This window comes from Blautia sp. 1033sp1_1033st1_G9_1033SCRN_220408 (genome assembly GCF_040929965.1).
Lineage (GTDB): Bacteria > Bacillota > Clostridia > Lachnospirales > Lachnospiraceae > Blautia_A > Blautia_A ammoniilytica.
This window is the reverse complement of record NZ_JBFKZO010000006.1, coordinates 76,000-97,812: the sequence shown is the minus strand read 5'-3', so window position 1 is coordinate 97,812 and position 21,813 is coordinate 76,000. Positions and strand designations below refer to the sequence as shown.

The following is a 21,813-nucleotide window of genomic DNA, read 5'->3' as shown; positions in this document are numbered from 1 at the left end:
TCCCAAGTTGGGATGAAGTTCTGCGGTGCAACTTGCACTAAAGCAAGGCGTGAAGATTTTGCGTTGTAAATTCCTGACGAGGAGACTGGAATTTCAAAAATAACAAAATAACTTCTGGACAATTCGTCCAGAGGTATCATCAAGTTCCAAGTAGAATATCAAAAATATCCTTGCTGCAACTTTCGGTAAAACGAAACTCTGTTATTAGCTGCTTGTCCCCGAATTGGGAATACGTTCTTAATCGGGAGCTTGACATGATTGCGCTTTTTGACAGCTTATGATATGATAGGCACAGTTGAAAATTGAATACGCTTCAAACTGTTAAGGAAACAATCGGAGTTGGTGTAAACGAAAAAGCAGTCTTGCGGTTTTATCAAACTGCCCTTTCGTTTACATCAATTTCAATTTTTCCTTGGTGAACAAAGTCGCGTCCCTTTAGCCGATAGCTATGGGGATTCAATCGTTGCTCTTTTCCTTAAGTTTATCATACCGGATGTTTTGGTAAAAGTTTTTTTATTCAAGAAATCAATTTCAGGCATGACAAACAAACCTCCTATGCGGAAGTCATTTATTCTATGCAATTGTAGATTTTAACATCTCATATGTGCACGAAAAGAAGAACTGTATTTATCTTTGCGGGGTGATACCATATTCCCTCCGCAAGAAGAACATTTGCATACATCGATGTGATATAAAACCCTTATCATTTCTACTGCATTTAGATTTTTTAATGTAGAAATGTATTTCTTACATCCTAGCAGGTTTCTGCAGTGAGTTATCTTTTTTCTCTTGTTTCTACATGATAGCAGACCATAGTGCCGGATTCTGACAAATCGTTTGGGTGGAACATGCATCATGAATCGACGGATGAATTCTTCTCCTGAAATTGTTTTCTCTTTCCAGCAGCCTTCGTTTTTATAGTCTTTTACTGCATATGTAACTGTCGTATCTGTCATGGATTTGATTCGCTGATTACTGATTGCTATCCTGTGGGTATATTTTCCAAGATAATTGATAACCGACTGTGCACCATTGAAAGTTTCTTTACAGTAAGTGACCCAGTTCTTTTCATAACACTTATCAAGAAGTTCTTTAAAACGATAGCTGTTCTGATATTTCTCTGCTGTACCATGAAATTTAAGTTTAGAATCATTCCACAGACTTTTTAACTCATCCATATATTTTCCACGAAACACTTTTGAGATAACACCATATGGGAGAAAAAATTTTCCACCTGTATCTTTCCATTTGTTTTCATCATCAAGTCCACCTCCAAGAACTATGGTATGAATATGCGGATGATAATTCATTGCAGAACCCCAGGTATGAAGAATACAGATATACCCTATATCAGCTCCTAGATACTTTGCGTCTTTTGCCAATTCATTCAAGGTTGCTGAAGCAGCATGATACAGTGCATCATACAACAGCTTCTGGTTGCTGTAAATGATGGAATTCAATTCCTCAGGAACTGTGAATACTACATGATAATAGGGTGCATCCAATACGTTCTCTTTTTGTGCATCAATCCATTTCTCTTTCGGAAACTCCTGGCACATGGGACAGCATCTGCTTCTGCAGGAGTTATTATGAATGCTGATACATCCGCAGTCCTCACAAACACTGATGTTTACACCAAAAGCGCCTGTTTTACAGTTCATGATATGATAAGCTGTTTTTCTATGATGAGCAGGAGGGCTATTCCTCTTTTCATAAGAAGAATAAAACCGTTCAAATACATCTTGTATCGTACATGATTTCTCCATAATCATTCACCGCCCATCTCATCAAATGGACTCCTAATTCCAAGCAGAGTTTTATTGCTTACATGCAGATAAACCTCTGTTGATTTTGGATCACGATGTCCCAGAAGCGCTTGAATATATTTTACATCACAGCCGGATTCAAACAGATGACTTGCAAAGCTGTGACGTAAACAATGTGTGGAGACGTGTTTCTGAATGCCTGCTCTTTCGGCGCTTTCACGAAAAAACTGAATGACACTATCTTTTGTAAGATAATCCCCTGTCCATGAACTTGGGAACAGAATCCCTCTTGGCCTGCCACATTGAAACCAGTATTCTGTCAATATTTCAAGCGTCCGGTCTGCAAGCAAAGTATAACGGTCAGATCGGCTTTTTCCATCGCGGATGTGTATGGTTTTGTTCGTGCGTGAAATATCATCATAATGAAGGTGTGTGACTTCTGAAACACGAAGTCCACCTGAATACATAGTAGCGATCATAGCTTTATGCTTCAGATTTGGTGTAGCATCAAGAATAGCTGATATTTCTGCTTTTGTAAGCACCGCTGGTAACTTTTTGTCCCTTTTCATACGAGGTATGTCATCATCATCCCAATTCATCTTCAATACTTTTTTGTAAAAGAAGCGGATTCCTGAATGGTAGTGATTGTATGTTTCTGGTGAAATCCCGGAAAGTTTCTTTTCAGTTAGGAATGTATCAACATCGTCAGTTGTTAATGCATCTATATCCTTGGCTGTGTGGTTCAAAAAATGAGCAACACTGGTACAGTATGCATGAATCGTGGAATCCTTGAGATTCCGTTTATTCGCAGCAGATCTAATCTGATTAAAAATTTCTTCGTACATAATAAAATCCTCCATGTAAAGTAAATCGTAAATGTATAAACACTGCTTACATGGAGGAGCATTAGCATAATAAAACTGCTTGCCAGAAAGGCAGCTCAATGGTATTCTTATCATAGGCAGTGGGGATGTCAATCCTGTTTGATTGTTGGTTGTGGTGACTTAACAATACTACTTGTAGGACTTGGTTTCCACTGCTTTTTATTAAAGTGTAAAGAAAAACTGCGCCATAGCCTTGGCAGGCCATCGCGCAGCGATTTTGTTCAACGAGATTTTATTGATGGGCAAGTCCCATATTTATACAAACATATTTTTAGTCAGTCCGAACTGTCGGAGCTGTTACATGGAAGCATCAAGTCAGATACAGAATCTTTTGTGTCTGTCATTGTTGCATCTGTGTAGCAGCTTTTTTCATTATCTGACGTTGGACCAAGTTGGTCCGAGGTCAGAACCACAGACAGAAACGGAGGAAACTATTTGATCGCAGTAATTCACAGAGGACAAAAATTCAAAGAAACTATGGAAGCCTTTCAGCAAAAACGAGTGGAATTTATCGCACAGGAAATCAGAAATTTCGATGCAGAAACCTTGTATGTGTTTCTGGAATGGATTCGTGGCAACGGCCACAAACTTGATAGAATAACTGGGATGGCGGTATGATATGAGCGGAGGTGACTACCCATGAAGAAACAGAGAAAAGTTGAAAAAGATAACCGTGGCGTTGCGATATACGCCCGTAAATCTCGTATCACCAACAAGGGTGACAGCATCGGTGTTCAGTTCAAACAATGTGCGGATTACGCCAAAAAGGAATTGGGGTTGGATGAGGAGTATGAATTTTTACAATACGAGGACAAAGGACTCAGCGGATATTTTTCAGATAGACCGGATTTTCAGAGAATGCTGCATGATGTGCAGGATGGAAAAATCAAAGCAATCGTATGTTACAAGCTGGATCGTGTCGGCAGAAAGACAGCCGACCTAATCCGCCTGATGGATTTCTTGGAAATGTACCATGTTGACCTGCTGATTTGCTCCAATGGTATCAATACTGCCAGCGGACTATATAAAATCTTCATTCAGATATTCGCTGTCATTGCGGAATTTGAAAGAGATACTCTGACAGAAAGAATTGTAGACAATATGATGGAACTTGCAAAGGACGGTCGATGGCTCGGCGGCAATACACCGATGGGATTTACTGTCCGTCGTGTAACAACCGGAAGCGGTAAGAGAAAATCAGCATACAGCTACTTAGAAAGTCTGCCGGAAGAAAAACGCATGGTTCAGCGTTTGTATGAAATTTTTCGAACCACTCGCAGTATCCAGACCACTGCAAAACAGATGAATGAGGAAGGATTCCACACTCCTTCCGGTGCTGCATTTAACGCATCCACCACAAGACTGGTTTTGAGAAATCCCATTTATTGCACTGCTGATAAACGCAGCTATAATTATTTCATCGAACACGACGGCAATGTGTTTGGAGATATGACAGAGTTTGACGGAACTCACGGATTGTCGGCTTACAATAAAACCGACCAAGAAAAGTACGAGGGCAGCGACAGCACATTCATCTCTCCAAAATATGTTCAGACCATTGAAAGCAAGCCTGTTAGTGAGTGGATTATTGCGGTCGGAAGGCATGAAGGCTTTATTTCAAGTGAACAATGGATTGAAGTGCAGGAACTTCTGGATGCTATTGCAGAGAAATACAATCGCTCTCACAGAAAGACCAACGCATTGTTGGCAGGACTGGTGCATTGTCCTCACTGCGGCAGGCGATTGAGTGTGATTTCCGAGTCCGACCGTTGGACGAACGGAAAACCTCGATTCAAATATGTTTGTCCCGGCTATCGCAAAAAGGAATGTAATTTCAAAGCGGTAGACGGCGTTCTTCTGGATGAATTTGTGGTACAGCAGTTATCCGACCTGTCAGATGAAAACAGTGAGTGTTTCAGAAGTATTCTGGAAATCAAGATTGAGGAAGTCTTGGAGCAGTCACAGACGGTACAGGAACACAATCTCATTAAAAAGAAACGTGACAAGCTGAAAGCAGATATTGCTGCGCAGACAAGAAATCTGCGAGAAGCAGATGGCAGTATCAAGCAATTTATTCAAGAGGATTTGCAAAATCTGGCTGAAGAACTGAGGGAAGCGGAGCGGCAGATTTCAAAACTGGATGAGGGTAGAAAGATCAATATGATTGCCATCCGTGACTTGGAAATGACAAAAGAAAGGCTGCTCTCCTTTGCAGAATATGCAAAGGATGCGCAGCCGGAGGTTCTGGTCACTTTGATCCAAACTATTGTAGAAAGAATTTATATTGTGGATAAGGATGACGAGCGTTACTGCCACATCTTTATCAAGGGCTGTTCCGGAGAAGATTACACCGGCTTCTTCCAGACAGCCGGTTACATAGAGCAAAATACTGTCCCTGTGTGTGATTCAGAACAGTGTTGCATTGACAACATAGCATATATCGGATACTGCTAAATAACGCAATGCGTTATTTTGGTGGGAGAGTTTTATCATGAGTAGAGGAAAAGAAGTAAAAGAATTAAGAGAAAAAATGGGAATGAACAGACGTGAATTTAGTGATTACTATGGTATTCCGTATCGTACTGTTCAAGATTGGGAAGCAGAGAAAAGAGAACTTCCGGATTATTTACTGCGATTGTTGAAATACAGAGCGGAAATAGAGCGTCGAATCAAAAGTGAAGATAATTAAAAGGTATCCTCTGTATATTTTTTTACAATAAGCATAACGCAATGCGTTATAATGCGTAAATGTTTAGGAGGTTAACTTGGAGAGAAAAGTAAATGTTATCGAAGATTTGAACGGAAAGAAAACAGTATTTATTCACGATATTCTGTTCAAGGGAAAAAGAGCAGTTAATTGGGATGAAGTTGAAAAGTATTTACGCCAGTATGTAGGAGAATTCTATCAGATAGAAGATTGCAATAAGATGATTTATATTGGATCGGATCTTCCTGATGAGTATACGCACTCAAATTATACTCGGATTTTGAAAGGAGCAAATGCGAAAGCAAAAGCGAATGCCGCACAGGGATTACCGGAATTGCTTAAAATAGCAACGAACGAGGTTTATGAAGATAATCGTAAGGAGAAGCATAGTAAATATGCTAAATATGGTTGGTATTCATATGATTCAAGATTTGCTCTTCCGGTATTTGGTGATGATGGAGAAATAAAGAGATACAACGTCTTTAATGTTGCGATGTTGGTCAGACACGATGAAGATGGGAAATATTACTTATACGATATCATGAAAATAAAAAAAAGAAACGAGCAATCTTTTCCAGTCAAATGACCTTACTCAGTAACAAAACCCATTTCTTGATTATATGATACATTGAACAGTATTAAATGTCAACGAAAAAAGCATAAGAGAAATCTCAATGAAAAGCCAGCCTAGCTATTCATCGGAAAGACCATAGAAAAGACCATAGAAAAGACCATAGAAAAGACAGGTTCAGATACACTGATCAACCTTAATATGTTCGAACCAGTTTTTTATTGTTACCGTTTCTTTCGGTTGTTTTTGTCATGCATGCTTCATGGATATTCAATGACAAACTCTCTCCTATAAGGTATAATACTAAGCAAAGTATTTGTTTTGCTCATTACGAAATGAGAGGGAGATTTTTCAATGGATGGGAATGTGATCAATGAATTGCAAAATGGCTTAAGTGCCGCTTATATAAATGGTTCCGTGGCGTCAAATCTGGCGTACAAGCCAGCATTTGTGTTGAATAATCCAGAAGAAGGGAAGAAGGTAATTTCATCTGTGGAGGATGAATTGCTGCGCTGTGATCAGTTTCAGATCAGTGTTGCATTTATCACAATGGGTGGTGTGACTCCGCTTCTTCAGACCTTAAAAGAGCTTGAAGAAAAGGGGATTAAGGGGCAGATCCTTACAACCAATTATCTGAATTTCAGCGAGCCGAGAGCACTTGAGAAACTCAATGGATTGAAAAATATTACGTTGAAAATGTATGACGTGGAAGCTGCCGGAAATGGCTTCCACACGAAGGGATATATTTTCAAAAAAGAAGAGATTTACCGGATCATCATTGGAAGTTCCAATATGACAAGTGCGGCGCTGACGGTTAATAAAGAGTGGAATACAAAACTGATTTCTACGGAAAATGGAGAAGTCGCAGAGGAAATCGTAGAAGAGTTCCGAAAGCTTTGGAATAGTGAATACGCTCTGTCATATGATAATTTTTATGAAGTCTACAAAGAACGCTACAATATTATAAAGCACCAGCGGGAAATAGCGAAAAACGAAGAGATTCCGTCTATTGAAAAATATAGATTAAAGCCAAACTCCATGCAGGAAAGATTTATTGTGAACTTGCGGAAGATTCTGGAGCAGGGAGGAGAGCGTGCACTTTTGATCTCCGCCACGGGTACCGGAAAGACCTATGCGTCTGCTTTTGCCATGCGTGAGCTTGGGTTTAAGAGAGTGTTATTTCTTGTACATCGTGTGACACTTGCGAAGCAGGCGAAGAAATCGTATGAAAAGGTATTTGACAGACGTGTTACCATGGGCCTTGTGGGTGCCGGTTCCTATGAATATGAGAAAGACTATGTTTTTGCAACAGTAGAAACTTTGAATAGAGATACACATTTGTTTCAGTACAAGCCGGATGATTTTGATTGCATTATTTTGGATGAAGCACACCATAGTTCTAACAACATCTACACCAAGGTCATTAATTATTTTAAACCGAAGCTGTTCTTGGGCATGACAGCTACTCCGGACAAACGGGATGATAACCAGGACGGTAAAAATATTTATGAGATCTTTCATTATCAGATTGCTCACGAAATTCGTTTGCAGCAGGCTATGGAAGAGGATCTGCTTTGCCCGTTTCATTATTTTGGCATCAGTGAAGTGATCTCTCTGGATGATAAAACATTACAGGGTACGAAACTGACAGATGAAGAATTTAATCAGCTTACCAGTGATGAGAGAGTAAGACATGTGATCCAACAGTCGGAATATTATGGCTACAGTGGTGATCGTGTAAAGGGGCTAATTTTTTGCAGCCGTGTGAAGGAATGTGAGGAATTATCACGAAAGTTTAATGCATTGGGATACCGTACAGTTGCATTAAGTGGTAATGACAGTGAGGAGATACGCCAGGCGGCATTTGAAAGACTGGCCATGGATGAAGCTGCTGCAACAGAAGATATGCAGCCTCTGGATTATATTTTCTCCCGTGACATATTAAATGAAGGCGTGGATATTGTTGAAGTGAATCAGGTTATTATGCTTAGACCTACACAGTCGCCGATTGTATTCATTCAGCAGCTGGGACGAGGTCTGAGAAAAGCACCGGGGAAAGAATATGTTGTTGTTTTGGATTTTATCGGGAATTATAATAATAATTTCATGATACCGGTGGCATTATCAGGGGATCGTTCCTATAATGCAGATGTGATCCGCAAGTACGTGATTAGTGGGAATAGTACGATACCAGGGGCATCGACCGTTCATTTTGACCAGATCTCCAAGGACAAGATCTTTAAGTCCATCGACAGGATCAAAGGTATGAAAGCCTTGATCAAAGAAAGCTATATTTCTTTGAAGAATCGGCTGGGGCGGATTCCGCTTCTGTATGATTTCTATGAGAATCAGGAAATTGATCCGTTGGTGATCATTAGAGAATATAAAACGTATGATGCTTTTATGCAGGCTATGGAAAAGGAGAAATACAAGAATTGCTTAAGTGAACAGGAAAAATTAACACTGGAGTATTTGTCTAAAACGGTTCTCTCAGGAGTGCGTCCGGATGAGCTTGCAATACTTGGTCAGCTTCTTCACAAAGATCAGATCAGGATTGAGGATTTTGCAGAAGAATACAAAAAGAAGTTTGGATTTGAGGTCAGCATAGCACAGGTAAAGGATGCTGTTCAGGTGCTGCAGGGACATTTTGTGAGTAAAGAAGCAGAATATCAGAAATTCAGTTTGATCGATATCCTGGAAAGCACCCGGCCCGGAATGATCCAAAGAGTGCAAAGCTACGCTGAAAGACTTACACACAGGCAGTTCTATACACAGGTGGAAGATATTATAAAGGTTGGTATTACCAGATATCAGGAGAAGTATCTTCCGGGGAGGAGTGCGGACAATCCCTTTGTGTTATATGAAAAGTATTCCAGAAGGGATGTCAGTCTGCTTATGAACTGTGGGAAGGATCTTTCCTCTATCATGTATGGTATGAAACGAATTAAAGACGATGTTTTTATTTTCATTACCTATCATAAAGAAGAGAGCCAGGATGAGAAAAATTATGTGGATGGAAAACCGGATTACGCAGATGCATTTGAGGATAATCTGATCTTTAAGTGGGATTCACAGATTGGAAAAGGTCTGGACAGCTCTTATATGCAGGATGTGCTTGGAGCTGCAAGAAAGCATTTACTTGTGAAAAAATCAGATGCGGAGACAAGTTTTTATTACATGGGACAGTTCGATATCGTAAAAGCCTTAAATGCACAGAAAGAAGATAATCGTGGACGTATGCAGCCAATCACAAAGGTTACTATAAAAATGCATCATGCAGTGCGAGAGGATTTATTAAGATACTTGCAGTCTAATATTACGGCATAAATAGTTAGAGGGATTCAATAGATGAAAACAATAAAAGTAGTAGCAGCAATTATCTGCGACAATATGAAAGAGAAAAATAAAATATTTGCAACGGCAAGAGGCTATGGTGAATTTAAGGGTGGATGGGAATTTCCGGGAGGAAAGGTAGAAGCCGGAGAGACACCACAGCAGGCTCTTGCAAGAGAAATAATGGAAGAACTGGATACAGAAATCAAGATTGGTGAATGGGTGGATACGATTGAGTATGATTATCCCAGCTTCCACCTTTCTATGGATTGTTTTTGGGCGGAAGTAACAAAAGGCCATCTTGAGCTAAAAGAAGCAGAAGCTGCAAAGTGGCTTACCAAGGATCAGTTAGACAGCGTTGCCTGGCTGCCGGCAGATATCTCTTTGATCAATACGATTGGGAAGTATATGAAATAATCGAACTGGTGGAGCAAAATATAACAAGCTCCTTAACGATCGAGAAACTTAAGATTCTTGAAACGGACTTAGTCGCTTTATTACAAAGAAAATGAATAATTACTATTTCTGGGGCGCATAATATCATCATGATTACAGGATTGTGGGAGTGCAAAGCACGGAGCAATCTGTGTGATCCGGATTTGGGCATTTTGAAACTCAAATCAGCATCGTACAAAACAATCACAGGTTTTAAGACCTGTGGGAAAGAGGCAGAAAGATGATATTAAGTGACAAAGAGACAACTGTGATCAAAGATTTGCAGACACAGGAGCAGTCCTGTGTGGAAAAATACCAGAGATATAGTAAGCTTGCCAAGGATCAGGTACTTGTTGACCTGTTTACAGACCTGCAGGGAAAAGAGCAGAAACATTTAGATTCGCTCACACAGGTATTGTCTGGAAGAGTACCTTCCTGTGATTGCAATGACTGTGCGGGGAAAGATTATCAACCAACCGCTACGTACAGTATGGCACCTTCAGAGGATAAGAAGGCAGACAGCTTCCTTGCAACCGATTGTATCGGAACAGAAAAACTTGTTTCTTCCACTTACAATACAGAAGTGTTTGCGTTTGGAGATCCAGGTGTGAGAAAACTTTTGGCAGATATCCAGATCGAAGAGCAGAACCATGCGGAGATGCTTTATAAATATAAAACGGTCAACAGCATGGCATAGTGGATGTGTAGAAATAACCCGGCTGAATTTTCAGCCGGGATTTATAATGCTGTGGTATCGGGAATGATCAAACATTTTGTTGACTTTTGGCTGGCAGATGTATAATCTGTATATCAGTTACAAGACATGACTGAACCACAGGAGGGAGAAACAGGTGCCGGATATTATTATTGTAGAAGACAACATAGAAATCGGGACACTGTTATGCGATTTTATCAGAAAAGAGAATTATACCGTAAGTCTTGCAGAAACAGGGGAAAAAGCCCTTGACATTTTTGAAAGGTACGGCGCCAATCTGATCGTGCTGGATATCGGCCTGCCAGGAGTGGATGGCTTTTCTGTCTGTGCCAAAATACGGGAGACTTCCAATACCCATATTCTCATTGCAAGTGCTAGGACAGATAAGGAAAGTACATTAAAAGGCTTGCAGATTGGAGCGGATGACTACATCGGCAAGCCTTATGATATTGATATACTGATGGCAAAGATCAATGGGATCTTCAAGCGAAAATATGCGCTGGATGAGCTTGTGTGCGGCCATCTGAAGCTGAATAACGTATCCCAGACCATTACTGTGAATGGAAAGCCTGTGAATGTTACGGAAAAGGAATTTCAATTACTAAAGCTGTTGGTCGAGAATAAAGGAACTACTCTAAAGAAGGAATACCTGTTTAATCGTGTATGGGGCAGTGACAGCGAATCCGAGCTACAGACCCTTACTGTTCACATTAAATGGCTTCGTAGGAAGATTGAGCAGGATCCGAAGGATCCAAAGCATATTATTACTGTGTGGGGGACTGGGTACAGATATGAATGAGTATAAAAAATTTGCAAGAAGATTTCTTGGACTGGAACTGGTTTTCATTGGGATTGCCAACCTGATTTACTACATATGGATTGCAGATCCTGAACCAGTGCTCCGGAAACTACAAGAAAAAACAGATACGATCTACAAGGTTTTTTATAATCGGACAGACTACAGAACATGGATCCTTATGGATATTGCCCTGGGAATCTTGTTTTTCATGTCTGTTTTTTTAGTGACTTATATGAAGAAAAAAATAATAAAACCTTTTCACAGAATGGAGCATCTTACAGAGGAACTGGCAAAGGGAAATCTGTCTATGCCGATTCCGGCAGAGAAAAGCCAATACCTTGGCAGATTCCTATGGGGAATGGACATGCTGCGAAATACTCTTGAGGATAATAAAGAAAAACAACTACAGTTGCAAAAGGAGAAAAAGACTCTGATCCTGTCTCTTACACATGATATCAAGACGCCTTTATCTGCCATCCACCTGTACGTAAGAGTGCTGGAAGAAGGGCTTTATACAACGGAAGAAAAGTGTGTGGAAGCATATCATGGCATTGAGAAAAATATAAAAGAGATCGAAGATTACGTAAGTGAGATTACGGAAGCTTCCAGGGAGGATTTCCTGCATCTGACAGTAGATCCAGGAGAGGTTTATCTTTCAACTGTGATAGAAGCGATTCGGATGCTTTATGAGGACAAACTGGGACAGCTGCATGTCAGCTTTGAAATACAGGCCTATACAGACTGTTTATTAAAGGGAGATCCTGACCGGCTGATCGAGGTATTGCAGAATCTCCTGGAAAATGCGGTGAAATACGGGAATGGAGAAAGAGTTAATCTCTCTTTTGGAGAGGAAGAGGATTGTATATTGATTCATGTGCTTAATTCCGGCTGTACACTAAAAGCAGAAGAGCTTGTGAATCTGTTTGATTCTTTTTATCGAGGCAGCAATGCCGGTTCAGCCAAGGGATCCGGGCTGGGGCTTTATATCAGCAGGCAGCTGATGCGAAAAATGGATGGGGAAGTATATGCGGAAATCCAGGAGCAGGATTTTGTTGTAACTATGGTTGTGCGAAAGGTATGACCGGTGTAAAAAGCAATGATTAAGATAAAAATAGTTACTGAACAGCAGGCATTTAAGGATTGTTTAATAAATTCTCCTGTAAGATGGATACATCAAACAAAGGGAGGAAAATCCAGGATGTTTTTTCGTATTTTGAAAAAAGATTTAAAAAGAAAAAAAGTGATGAATGCTGTCCTTCTTTCTTTTATCCTGCTGGCTGCCATGTTTGTGGCAAGCGGACTCAGTAATGTGGTCTCTGTTATGAACGGAACAGACCATTATCTGAAAAAGGCCGGGATCGGGGATTATGTGGTGATCTCCATGGGAGAAGAAAGCAAGACAGCGCTGGAAGATGTGTTGCAAGGAAATGATGATATCAAAGAATGCCGCATAGAACCTGTGATCTGGGGTGATAAATCCAATCTGAAAAAAGCGGACGGAACAAAGATCGAAGCGAAAAATTCAGTAGTTTTCCAGGCTTTGGAAGACAGTCAGTTGAAATACTTTGATAAAGACAACAAACAGATCACAGAAATCCAACCCGGGCATGCCTATGTAACCGGGGATTTCATGGAAGAGAACGATCTTAAGACAGGTGATAAGATTACAGTTACATATGACAGCATATTTTTTTCCGTAACTTTGGACGGTACGGCCAAGGATGCACTTTTCGGTTCACCTATGATGCAAAACAGAAGATTTCTTTTTAATGAAAGGGAAATGGAAAAGCTGTTTTCAAATGAGAATGTACGTAATAAATATCAGGGCCAGGTGTGCTATATTGACCTGGCAGATGGTGCACAGGAGTCGGATCTGGCATCCCTGATCTCTGAAGTACCAGGAGTTATGTTTTCAGGTGCATATTCCATGATAAAAACCACTTATGTGATGAACATGATCGTAGCATTTACAATACTGATCTTAAGTGTGTGTCTGATTCTGATCTCTTTTGTTGTGCTGAAATTCTCCATTACTTTTACTATTTCCGAGGAATTTCGTGAGATCGGGGTTATGAAGGCAATTGGTATCAGCAATTTCAGAATCCGCAGCCTGTATCTTGCAAAGTATCTGATGATGTCAGTGGTAGGAGCCGGGGCAGGGCTTTTGCTCAGTGTTCCTTTTTCAAAGCTGCTTTTGCAGTCTGTAAGTAATAATATGGTACTGGAAGCAGATAACCATTTTCTTCTGTCAGTGATTGGCGCAGTTCTAGTGGTAGGTGTGATCCTTCTTTTTACATTCCGGTGTACGAAGCTGGTGAAAAAGTATTCACCTATTGATGCTATCCGTTCCGGTGAGACAGGGGAGCGCTACAAGAAGAAATCCCCGTTCAGGCTTGGGAAAAGCCACAGAAGCACCAGTACATTTCTGGCAGTGAATGATATATTCAGTGCACTGAGACGGTATATGACTATTATCATTGCCTTTTTTATCTGTACGCTGTTTGTGCTGGTATTTGTGAATGTGAGTGCAACCCTGCGAAGTGATACTTTTGTTACAACCTTCGGAAAACGAAGTGATCTGTATTATCAGGATCAGGAGACTGGGATCAACAGCATAACCCAGGATGGGGAAAAGCAGGTAGAAACATATCTGGCTGATCAGGAACAACTTCTGGCTGATGATGGAATGCCTGCAAAGATGTGCGTGGAAGCATTGTATAAATATAAGGTGCGGGTAAAGGATAAAGATTATTCTCTTTCCTGCCAGCAGGGAATCCATACAAATGCATCAGAGTACGAATACACGGAAGGGGAGGCACCTGGAAATAAAAATGAAATTGCCATCACCCCTACTATTAGCAACCTGATAGGTGCGAAACTTGGAGATACCATGTCAATTGATTTTGGGACAGAAACCGTTGATTGTGTGGTGGTGGCATATTTCCAGAGTATGAATCAGCTTGGACAGGTGATCCGGCTTCATGAGGATGCACCTACAGATTTTAGATATCTTTCAACTTTGATGCCTTATCAGATCAATTTCCAGGATGATCCTCCTGCAGAAGAAATTGAAACTCGTAAAGAAAAAGTAGAAAAGCTGTTTGAAATCGATCACGTGATGAATGCAGTGGAGTATTGTGATGATATGATGGGTATAGCATCTACTGTGGAGGCTGTACAGTATCTGTTGCTTGGCATTACAATGATCGTGATCCTGTTGGTATGCGTTCTGATGGAACGGTCATTCCTTGCAGATGAAAGAAGCCAGATCGCTATTCTGAAGGCTATTGGCTTTGGCAGCTCCAGGATCATCAGATGGCACATTATGCGGTTTGGAATAGTTACATTATTTGCAGTGCTGTTGGCTGCATTATGTTCCGTACCGGTAACATACCTGGTAGGAAATCCGCTGTTTGGTATGACAGGAGCCGGAAAGGTTTCCTTTGTGATCAGTCCGTGGAAAATTTTTCTTATGTATCCGGCTGTGATTTTATGTATAACATTTCTGGGAAGCGGCATCACCGCATTGCATATCCGGAAGATCAGAAGCAATGATACAGCAAACATCGAGTAGCAAAAAGGGAGGAAATCAAAATGGCAGCATTACTTTGTGCAAAGAATCTTTGCAAAACATATGTTATAGATAAACGACAAAACAACGTACTTAGAAATGTAAATCTTCAGGTAAATGAAGGGGATATGGTGGCAATCATGGGGCCTTCAGGTTCCGGAAAATCCACGCTTTTGTATGCAATATCCGGGATGGATCGTGCAACAGGCGGACAGGTGCTTTTTGAAGGAAAGGACTTGACTACTCTTAGTGAAAAGGAACTGACAAAGCTTCGGCTGGATGAAATGGGATTTATTTTTCAACAGATGTATATGATGAAAAATCTGACTATCCTGGATAATATCATACTTCCGGCTGTAGAAAGCAAAAAAACAGATGAAAGCAGAAGCCAGAAGCAAAAAAGGGGAGAACAGCTGATGCGTAAGCTGGGTATTATTGAAATTGCTGATAATGATGTGAATGAGGTATCCGGCGGACAGCTTCAGAGAGCCTGTATCTGCAGAAGTATGATGAACCAGCCAAGACTGCTGTTTGCAGATGAGCCTACAGGAGCTTTGAACCGCACTTCTTCCAACCAGGTTATGGATGAACTGGTAAAGCTGAATCAGGAGGGTACGACTATTGTAATGGTTACACATGATGCAAAGGTTGCCGCCAGATGCAGCAGGATCCTTTATATTGTAGATGGCAATATCAAGGGAGAATATACCCATCCGGAACATCTTACAGCTGAAAAGGAAAGGGAACGTGGATTAAATAACTGGCTGATGGATCTGGGCTGGTAGGATAAAAGAATCAATAATCGGTTTTTGCTTGACGATTTGGTCATGATAGGGGATAATAATCTTTACACGCTCTGTCATGTGAGGAGTATTTTTGCTGCTCAGAAAGATAGGGCAGCGAGAAATAACAGAAAAGATTGGTGAGTAAAAATTGGGATTGAGGGAAAAACTTTTTAAAGATATCAAAATTAAAAATTGCATCATTGCTGTGTTGAGCAGCACGTTTTTGGCCTTTGGTCTTTATCATGTCCATTCGCTTTCCGGGATGACAGAAGGAGGCGTGATCGGCCTGAACCTTTTGCTGGAGCACTGGTTTGGCATATCGCCTGCGGTTACGAATTTTGTGGCCAATGTGATCTGCTATGCGTTAGGATGGAAAATACTGGGACGTATATTTCTTGTCTATTCAGGTATAGCCACAGTAAGCTTTTCTGTGGCATATCGTATCTTTGAACAGTTTGAGCCCTTATGGCCTCAGCTTTATAACATGCCTTTGGTGGCATCTGTCGTAGGAGCAATATTCGTAGGTGTTGGAGCCGGGGCATGTGTAAGGATCGGAGGTGCTATTTCCGGAGATGATGCCCTTGCAATGGGAGTATCCCATTTAACGGGCCTTAAGGTACAGTGGGTGTATCTGATCAGCGATCTTGTGGTGCTTATGCTGTCTATCAGCTATATTCCACTGAAGCGGATCGGGTATTCACTTCTGACGGTGATCATATCCGGACAGCTGATCGGAATCATACAGGATTTTGATATAAGTAAATTAAGATCCAGGCAAGGAGATCCAAGTCAATCGGATTGATGGAGAAGGGTGGTTTAATTACCGCCCTTTTTTGGTTTTAATTTTAATTTTTCTTTTTCTCTGTTTAAAAGCTCTATGTTAAGGTTATTTTCTCCTGCGGTTTTGTCTACCCACAGATTCAGGGAATCAATGGCCAGGGAAACTTCATCCAGCTTTTGGCTGATATATGCAAAATCATGGATCTCATCGTCCGTGACTTTCCCATCTCTGGCGATCTGGATCAGGCGGCTGGTAAGAGGATTGATCTCATTCAGACTTGCAATGGTTTCCAGGATAATGGTGGAGAGCTCGGAAACCTCAATCTCAGGTACATATCTGTCACCAATGGTACACTTGTGGGAACAATAATAGTTGCACAGATCCGGCCGCCTGTAACAGTCAGCCATCTGGACGATATCATATGGTGTAGGATCCTGCAGTTCGTATTCTATTTTTTCAATTCTTGAAGCGGATACACCGATCATTTTTTCACTGGCTTTTTCACGGGTCAGTCCCTGCTCTTCGCGGCAGATCTGATAAATTGTTTTATTCTCACGGGTAGATTGCTTCCCCATACTGTCTCCTCCCTATATCTCCAAAAACAGAGAAATATGTGCTGTTATTTCAATAAAGCAGATGTATATTTTGGTGCTGTGTTTTATTATACTGGATTTATCAGTTGACGGCAAGGAAATAAAAAAGAAAGAAACGAGGTATGGACGTTATCGAAAGAAGAAGGATGGTACGGATACTGGAAGAGATGAGACAAAATCCGGAATACAGCAACAGGCTTGGGATAAAAGATAAATCGGTTTTCAAGCCAGCACAATATGAAAGCAGAGGAAGAAGAAATGATAAAGAATGAATGGCTGATCGTAACTGTGGTTGGAACACTGGTAAGAATGATTTTATTTATGTAGGACGCATTACCAAAAGAAAGAAATTCAGAAAATGGATTTATTTCAGCAACAAACAGCGATATAATGTATGATATGAGCAGGAAGAAAAGGCAGTATACAATAAGGAGAATCATCATGGGATATGATATAGAAAAAGAAAAAAGAGAAGCCATTGAGGCAGGCCAGAGAGCATTACATAGCCTCCGGGCAGCACAGGATAATCTTTCAAGTGCAAGGAACTGGGGCTTGTGGGATATTTTTCAAGGAGGATTCTTTTCCAGTATGGTGAAGCAGTCCAAGATGCAGCAGGCCAGACAGTGTATGGAACAGGCCAGATATGATCTGGATAATTTCAGCAGAGAGTTGCGAGACGTAAGTATGATATATGACCTGCATATTGAAACCAGTGATCTTCTGACTTTTGCAGATGTCTTTTTTGACAATGCATTTGTGGATCTGATGGTTCAGGACAGGATCAACAAGGCGCGCAGACAGATTGACGAAGCCATCCGCAGGGTGGAAGATGTATTAAGGCAGCTGCAGAGATATTGATGATATTAAAAGATATTGAAGGATTTTAAAGGAGTGACACAGAGATGTTTACATTATTATTTGTTTTTTGTATGTTCGGTGTGTTTGGAAAGCTGTTTTGTTTTGGGCTTAAGGCAGCCTGGGGGATTTCCAAATTTGTATTAAATATTGTATTTCTTCCATTGATCCTGATAGTTATGGTGGCAGGCGGACTGCTTTCAGTAGCATTCCCGTTGCTGCTCATTATCGGGGTTATAGGATTGGTTGCATCAAGATAAACAGTAAAATGCAATACAAAAGGTAAAGTAAAATCATTAGACATCATAATCCGGAATAATGTGAGAGTGCATCGCATTGTTCCGGATTTTTGCGTGGAAATGGTTCGGACATATTATTTGCGGTATTGTTGGAATTACAAATAGAAAGTGCTTCTCTTGAATGATTTTATAAAAAACGTGAAATACTACTGCAAAAAACGCATAAAAACGTGAAAAATCAGAATAAAAAGAAGATAAAAACGTGAAAACCAAATTGAAAAGAGCCAAAAACGTGATATACTAACATCAGGAGGTAGCAGACGATGTATTTAAGAAGGAAAATAGACGATTATCTTTTAGCATGGAGAAATCGTGAGGATAAGCTTCCGCTAATTGTAAAAGGTGCAAGGCAGATTGGCAAAACAGAGTCCATTTTTCATTTTGCACAGAAAAATTATGAAAACATTGTAAGTATTAATTTTGTACTTGAACCAAAATACAAAACAATATTAAGTGATGGCTATGGGGTTAATGAAATTATAAAAAATATATCTCTGCTGGATCCATCAAAAAAATTTATTCAAGGCAAAACCCTGATTATCTTTGATGAATTGCAGGAAGTTCCAGATATTGCAACTTCTCTGAAAGCGTTTAAGCTGGATGGCAGATTTGATGTGATATGCAGTGGTTCTTTACTTGGAATTAACTACAAGAAAATTCATAGCAACAGTGTTGGATACAAAACAGATTACGAAATGTTTTCCATGGATTTTGAAGAGTTTCTGTGGGCAAAGGGATATACAGAAATTCATATTGACAATCTTTTAAAGCATATGCAGGATGGAGTTCCATTTTCTGATACGGAATTAGCGGTTTATAAAAAGCTGTTTCTGGACTTCTGTGTTCTAGGTGGGATGCCGGCTGTTGTCAAAAAGTATATTGAAACAGGCACTTTTTCTGAAACATTGGAAATCCAAAGACAGATCCAGCTGGATTATGAGGAAGATATCCGGAAATACGCAGAGGATCTGGATCAGACTAAAATTGTAAGTGTATATCGAAATGTTCCTGCACAGCTTGCAAAAGAAAATAAGAAGTTTCAGTTGAGCAAAATAGACAAAAAGGCCAGAAGCCGGGAATATATGGGATGTATAACCTGGCTGGAGGATGCGGGAGTAATATCCATATGTTACTGCTTGAACTATCCGGAACTTCCGCTGAAGGGAAATTATGATGAGTCAAAATATAAGATTTATTATCCAGATACCGGTTTGCTGATCGCATCCTTAGATGAAGAGGCGCAGGAAGATCTGAGAGCGAATAAAAATCTGGGAGTGTATAAAGGCGCTTTATATGAAAACTTTGTAGCAGAGGCCTTTATAAAACAAGGGCTTGGGCTGTATTATTATAAAAAAGAGAGTGCGACTCTGGAAGAAGATTTTTTTGTGAGAACGAAGGATGAACTGGTACCAGTAGAAGTAAAAGCAAACAATAATCGTTCAAGATCCCTGCGAAAGTTAATATCCAGTGATTCGTACAGTGATATTCATTGGGGAATAAAGCTGGCAGACAGCAACGTAGGAATTGAGGATGGGATTTGCACATTTCCATATTTCTGCACATTTTTATTGAAAAAATATTTATCAGGGAAATCATGACGAATAAGTTTTTCTCCACATCAGGCGCAAGACATGCTAAAATATGGTTAGATAATATGAGAGCACCTGAGGGAGGAGACATGAATATGAAAGTAATTGATCTGACACATACCATCCGGCCGGACATGCCGGTTTATCCGGGGACAGAGCCGCCCCAGTTTTTGCCTGCAAACAGTTATGAAAAGGATGGATTTAAAGAAACAAAGCTGTGTATGTTTACTCATACAGGTACACACATGGATCCACCGGCTCATCTGTATGCAGGACGGACCACTCTGGATCAGTTCACGGCAGGGCAGTTTATTGGAAAAGCACTGGTGATCGACTGCTGTGGCCTGAAAGAAGGGGAGCCTATCACAATGGCGCAGATTATGAAATATGGAGAAAAAAGTGCACAGGCTGATTTTCTCCTTTTTTATCTTGGATGGGATAAGCGCTGGGGAACAGACAGTTACTTCGGGGATTATCCCTGCCTGGATGAGCAGGTGATGCAGTATATTCTGGCTGGCAATTATAAAGGGATCGGCTTTGATGTGATCGGCCTGGATCCTATCGCAGATGAGAATCTGACAAGACATAAACAGCTTTTTAAAGAAAAAGAGATCGTGAATATTGAAAATCTGAAAAATTTGGAACTCTGTGGAGATGATCTGTTCTGGTTCAGCTGTTTTCCTTTAAAACTGGAAAACTGTGACGGATCGCCTATCCGGGCAGTTGCATGGTGGGAAAAATAAGGGAGACTACATGACAAAGGCAGGGAAGGATGTTACCCTGATTGCCAGAGGAGCTCATCTACAGGCAATGCAGGAAAATGGTCTGACCTTAGAAAAAATGTGACAAGGCTTCAGAGATCCGAGGACTTGTATATGATGCGGTGAAAATGGGAGCGACATGGGGCTGTCCATGTCTGCCTATACAAAAGCGGCAGAATATCTGCAGAAAAATATGGGAAAGGGGGATTTAAGGATAATAAGAATTTATCTTTCGGATTTCTTACCGGGATTTTGCGAGTAGCAAAAGAAAGCATCTTCAGTGGAATGAATAATCTTGCCATTTATTCTGTGCTGGACAATAAATATAGTTCTTATTTTGGCTTTACTGCTGATGAAGTAAAAAAGATGGCCGATTATTATGGGGCATCTGACAAGTATGATGAGATCTGTAAATGGTATGATGGCTATTGCTTTGGTAAAACAGAGATTTTTAATCCCTGGTCTGTCATTAATTATTTCAGCAATGAATGTGAACCAAGGGCCTTCTGGGTATCAACAGGAAGTAATGATATTATTGGTGAGATTCTTGGTGAAGCGGATGCAGAAATGTACATCCGTTTAACAGCGTTGCTTAACGGCGAAAGTTTTATCACGTATATTGATACCGGGGTGATTTATCCACAGATTAAAAATAATCCGTCAACGATCTATAGCTTTCTTCTCATTACCGGATATTTAAAAGCTGTGAGTACAACTTTATCTTTTAATGGGGATTTTATGTGTCAGGTGGCTTTGCCGAATCAGGAAATTGCGGTAGTGTATCGTAAAGAAATATTGCAGAAGCTTGAAAGGCTGATTCCCCAGCCTACTGCAATCCAGGTTCAGGAAGCAATTTTTACCGGAGACTGCAAAAAACTTCAGAAGTTAATCCAGACGATGCTGCTTCAATCTGTCAGTTTTTTTGATACAGCTGGGGAGAATTTCTATCATGGATTCATGTTAGGTTTATGTGCATTAGTAGGGGGTACATTCGCAACTTCAAACAGGGAATCCGGGGATGGCAGATATGATATCCAGTTAAAACCTTTAAGTAAAGGGCTGCCAGGTATCCTGATAGAATTAAAGGCAGGAAAAGACTGTACGGAAAAACAGTTAAAACAGCTTTCTGAGACAGCTTTACGGCAGATAAATGAGAATAAATATGATATAGATTTAAAAGCTGCTGGTATAGATCATATTTATAAATATGGAGTTGCATTTTGTGGCAAGAACGTGGAAATAGCTGTAGAGCTGTGAAAAAATATAGCTAAAATGATGTGGGGCAATGGCTTCAAGCATAATAAGCAAAGAGTATATATGCAAAAGTGCACATATGCTCTTTTTTATGTCTTTTTTGTGCATTTGAGGA

Annotated in this window: 21 protein-coding genes; 18 read left to right on the top strand and 3 right to left on the bottom strand. The window is 40.4% G+C overall.

The genetic code is table 11. From position 1 onward, the window contains the following. Window positions 1-590 precede the first annotated feature (590 nt). Together AB5916_RS06620 and AB5916_RS06615 are read right to left on the bottom strand one after the other, a co-directional pair. Window positions 591-1,772, bottom strand: a complete 1,182-nt coding sequence (locus AB5916_RS06620; RefSeq protein WP_368189863.1) for an IS91 family transposase — start codon at window positions 1,770-1,772, stop codon at window positions 591-593. After that, window positions 1,769-2,611 (bottom strand): tyrosine-type recombinase/integrase, encoded by an 843-nt coding sequence (locus AB5916_RS06615; protein ID WP_368189862.1) that lies wholly within the window; start codon window positions 2,609-2,611, stop codon window positions 1,769-1,771. The genes AB5916_RS06620 and AB5916_RS06615 overlap by 4 nt, the downstream gene beginning before the upstream one ends. A 474-nt stretch (window positions 2,612-3,085) precedes the next feature. Between AB5916_RS06615 and AB5916_RS06610 the strand changes: the two genes are divergently transcribed. From AB5916_RS06610 to AB5916_RS06555, 12 genes are all read left to right on the top strand, one after another. Beyond that, on the top strand, window positions 3,086-3,268 hold the full coding sequence (locus AB5916_RS06610) for a hypothetical protein (RefSeq protein WP_118582805.1): 183 nt from the start codon (window positions 3,086-3,088) through the stop codon (window positions 3,266-3,268). Window positions 3,269-3,289: 21 nt separating this feature from the next. Continuing rightward, a complete protein-coding gene (locus AB5916_RS06605) occupies window positions 3,290-5,104 on the top strand; it encodes a recombinase family protein (protein WP_368189859.1) in 1,815 nt (604 codons plus the stop codon). Between the two features lie 37 nt (window positions 5,105-5,141). Beyond that, entirely contained in the window at window positions 5,142-5,339 is a 198-nt protein-coding gene (locus AB5916_RS06600) for a DNA-binding transcriptional regulator (RefSeq protein ID WP_055150905.1), read from the top strand. A gap of 76 nt (window positions 5,340-5,415) precedes the next feature. Next, window positions 5,416-5,943: a hypothetical protein gene (locus AB5916_RS06595; protein WP_368189858.1), complete on the top strand. Its 528-nt coding sequence runs from the start codon at window positions 5,416-5,418 to the stop codon at window positions 5,941-5,943. A gap of 339 nt (window positions 5,944-6,282) precedes the next feature. After that, window positions 6,283-9,255: a DUF3427 domain-containing protein gene (locus AB5916_RS06590; protein WP_368189856.1), complete on the top strand. Its 2,973-nt coding sequence runs from the start codon at window positions 6,283-6,285 to the stop codon at window positions 9,253-9,255. A 21-nt stretch (window positions 9,256-9,276) separates the two neighbouring features. Then, window positions 9,277-9,678 carry a (deoxy)nucleoside triphosphate pyrophosphohydrolase gene (locus AB5916_RS06585; protein WP_158422610.1) on the top strand — a complete coding sequence of 134 codons (402 nt, stop codon included), beginning with the start codon at window positions 9,277-9,279 and terminating at the stop codon, window positions 9,676-9,678. A gap of 259 nt (window positions 9,679-9,937) precedes the next feature. Continuing rightward, window positions 9,938-10,393, top strand: a complete 456-nt coding sequence (locus AB5916_RS06580; protein WP_158422609.1) for a ferritin-like domain-containing protein — start codon at window positions 9,938-9,940, stop codon at window positions 10,391-10,393. A 154-nt stretch (window positions 10,394-10,547) separates the two neighbouring features. Further along, complete coding sequence (locus AB5916_RS06575) at window positions 10,548-11,210, top strand: response regulator transcription factor (RefSeq protein ID WP_368189854.1); 663 nt, start codon at window positions 10,548-10,550, stop codon at window positions 11,208-11,210. Beyond that, window positions 11,203-12,291 (top strand): ATP-binding protein, encoded by a 1,089-nt coding sequence (locus tag AB5916_RS06570; RefSeq protein WP_368189853.1) that lies wholly within the window; start codon window positions 11,203-11,205, stop codon window positions 12,289-12,291. Before AB5916_RS06575 ends, AB5916_RS06570 begins: the two co-directional genes overlap by 8 nt. Window positions 12,292-12,408: 117 nt before the next feature. Continuing rightward, window positions 12,409-14,784 carry an ABC transporter permease gene (locus AB5916_RS06565; RefSeq protein ID WP_368189851.1) on the top strand — a complete coding sequence of 792 codons (2,376 nt, stop codon included), beginning with the start codon at window positions 12,409-12,411 and terminating at the stop codon, window positions 14,782-14,784. Between the two features lie 20 nt (window positions 14,785-14,804). Then, a complete protein-coding gene (locus AB5916_RS06560; protein WP_368189850.1) occupies window positions 14,805-15,566 on the top strand; it encodes an ABC transporter ATP-binding protein in 762 nt (253 codons plus the stop codon). A 154-nt stretch (window positions 15,567-15,720) separates the two neighbouring features. Next, window positions 15,721-16,368: a YitT family protein gene (locus tag AB5916_RS06555; RefSeq protein ID WP_368189848.1), complete on the top strand. Its 648-nt coding sequence runs from the start codon at window positions 15,721-15,723 to the stop codon at window positions 16,366-16,368. 14 nt (window positions 16,369-16,382) lie between these two features. On the opposite strand, the gene AB5916_RS06550 is transcribed toward AB5916_RS06555, so the two are convergent. Continuing rightward, window positions 16,383-16,922 (bottom strand): helix-turn-helix transcriptional regulator, encoded by a 540-nt coding sequence (locus AB5916_RS06550; protein ID WP_158422603.1) that lies wholly within the window; start codon window positions 16,920-16,922, stop codon window positions 16,383-16,385. Between the two features lie 459 nt (window positions 16,923-17,381). On the opposite strand from AB5916_RS06550, the gene AB5916_RS06545 reads away from it, so the two are divergent. The 6 genes from AB5916_RS06545 (at window position 17,382) to AB5916_RS06520 (ending at window position 21,701) form a co-directional block, all read left to right on the top strand. Beyond that, a complete protein-coding gene (locus tag AB5916_RS06545) occupies window positions 17,382-17,798 on the top strand; it encodes a hypothetical protein (protein WP_368189847.1) in 417 nt (138 codons plus the stop codon). 44 nt (window positions 17,799-17,842) lie between these two features. Continuing rightward, complete coding sequence (locus tag AB5916_RS06540; protein ID WP_158422601.1) at window positions 17,843-18,055, top strand: hypothetical protein; 213 nt, start codon at window positions 17,843-17,845, stop codon at window positions 18,053-18,055. 302 nt (window positions 18,056-18,357) lie between these two features. Beyond that, window positions 18,358-19,692, top strand: coding sequence for an ATP-binding protein (locus tag AB5916_RS06535; RefSeq protein WP_368189846.1), 1,335 nt, complete (start codon window positions 18,358-18,360; stop codon window positions 19,690-19,692). A gap of 86 nt (window positions 19,693-19,778) precedes the next feature. Then, entirely contained in the window at window positions 19,779-20,426 is a 648-nt protein-coding gene (locus AB5916_RS06530; RefSeq protein WP_368189844.1) for a cyclase family protein, read from the top strand. A gap of 10 nt (window positions 20,427-20,436) precedes the next feature. After that, window positions 20,437-20,529 (top strand): 2-dehydropantoate 2-reductase N-terminal domain-containing protein, encoded by a 93-nt coding sequence (locus tag AB5916_RS06525; RefSeq protein ID WP_368189843.1) that lies wholly within the window; start codon window positions 20,437-20,439, stop codon window positions 20,527-20,529. A 92-nt stretch (window positions 20,530-20,621) separates the two neighbouring features. Next, a complete protein-coding gene (locus AB5916_RS06520; protein WP_368189948.1) occupies window positions 20,622-21,701 on the top strand; it encodes an AAA family ATPase in 1,080 nt (359 codons plus the stop codon). Window positions 21,702-21,813 lie beyond the last annotated feature (112 nt).

Excerpts from the sequence above, each read along its gene's own strand:
- AB5916_RS06600 (WP_055150905.1), top strand. The coding sequence starts at position 5,142 with ATGAGTAGAGGAAAAGAAGTAAAAGAATTAAGAGAAAAAATGGGAATG.
- AB5916_RS06620 (WP_368189863.1), bottom strand. The coding sequence starts at position 1,772 with ATGATTATGGAGAAATCATGTACGATACAAGATGTATTTGAACGGTTT.
- AB5916_RS06570 (WP_368189853.1), top strand. The coding sequence starts at position 11,203 with ATGAATGAGTATAAAAAATTTGCAAGAAGATTTCTTGGACTGGAACTG.
- AB5916_RS06580 (WP_158422609.1), top strand. The coding sequence starts at position 9,938 with ATGATATTAAGTGACAAAGAGACAACTGTGATCAAAGATTTGCAGACA.
- AB5916_RS06530 (WP_368189844.1), top strand. The coding sequence starts at position 19,779 with ATGAAAGTAATTGATCTGACACATACCATCCGGCCGGACATGCCGGTT.
- AB5916_RS06585 (WP_158422610.1), top strand. The coding sequence starts at position 9,277 with ATGAAAACAATAAAAGTAGTAGCAGCAATTATCTGCGACAATATGAAA.
- AB5916_RS06540 (WP_158422601.1), top strand. The coding sequence starts at position 17,843 with ATGTTTACATTATTATTTGTTTTTTGTATGTTCGGTGTGTTTGGAAAG.
- AB5916_RS06615 (WP_368189862.1), bottom strand. The coding sequence starts at position 2,611 with ATGTACGAAGAAATTTTTAATCAGATTAGATCTGCTGCGAATAAACGG.
- AB5916_RS06560 (WP_368189850.1), top strand. The coding sequence starts at position 14,805 with ATGGCAGCATTACTTTGTGCAAAGAATCTTTGCAAAACATATGTTATA.
- AB5916_RS06545 (WP_368189847.1), top strand. The coding sequence starts at position 17,382 with ATGGGATATGATATAGAAAAAGAAAAAAGAGAAGCCATTGAGGCAGGC.
- AB5916_RS06525 (WP_368189843.1), top strand. The coding sequence starts at position 20,437 with ATGACAAAGGCAGGGAAGGATGTTACCCTGATTGCCAGAGGAGCTCAT.
- AB5916_RS06605 (WP_368189859.1), top strand. The coding sequence starts at position 3,290 with ATGAAGAAACAGAGAAAAGTTGAAAAAGATAACCGTGGCGTTGCGATA.
- AB5916_RS06590 (WP_368189856.1), top strand. The coding sequence starts at position 6,283 with ATGGATGGGAATGTGATCAATGAATTGCAAAATGGCTTAAGTGCCGCT.
- AB5916_RS06550 (WP_158422603.1), bottom strand. The coding sequence starts at position 16,922 with ATGGGGAAGCAATCTACCCGTGAGAATAAAACAATTTATCAGATCTGC.
- AB5916_RS06565 (WP_368189851.1), top strand. The coding sequence starts at position 12,409 with ATGTTTTTTCGTATTTTGAAAAAAGATTTAAAAAGAAAAAAAGTGATG.
- AB5916_RS06535 (WP_368189846.1), top strand. The coding sequence starts at position 18,358 with ATGTATTTAAGAAGGAAAATAGACGATTATCTTTTAGCATGGAGAAAT.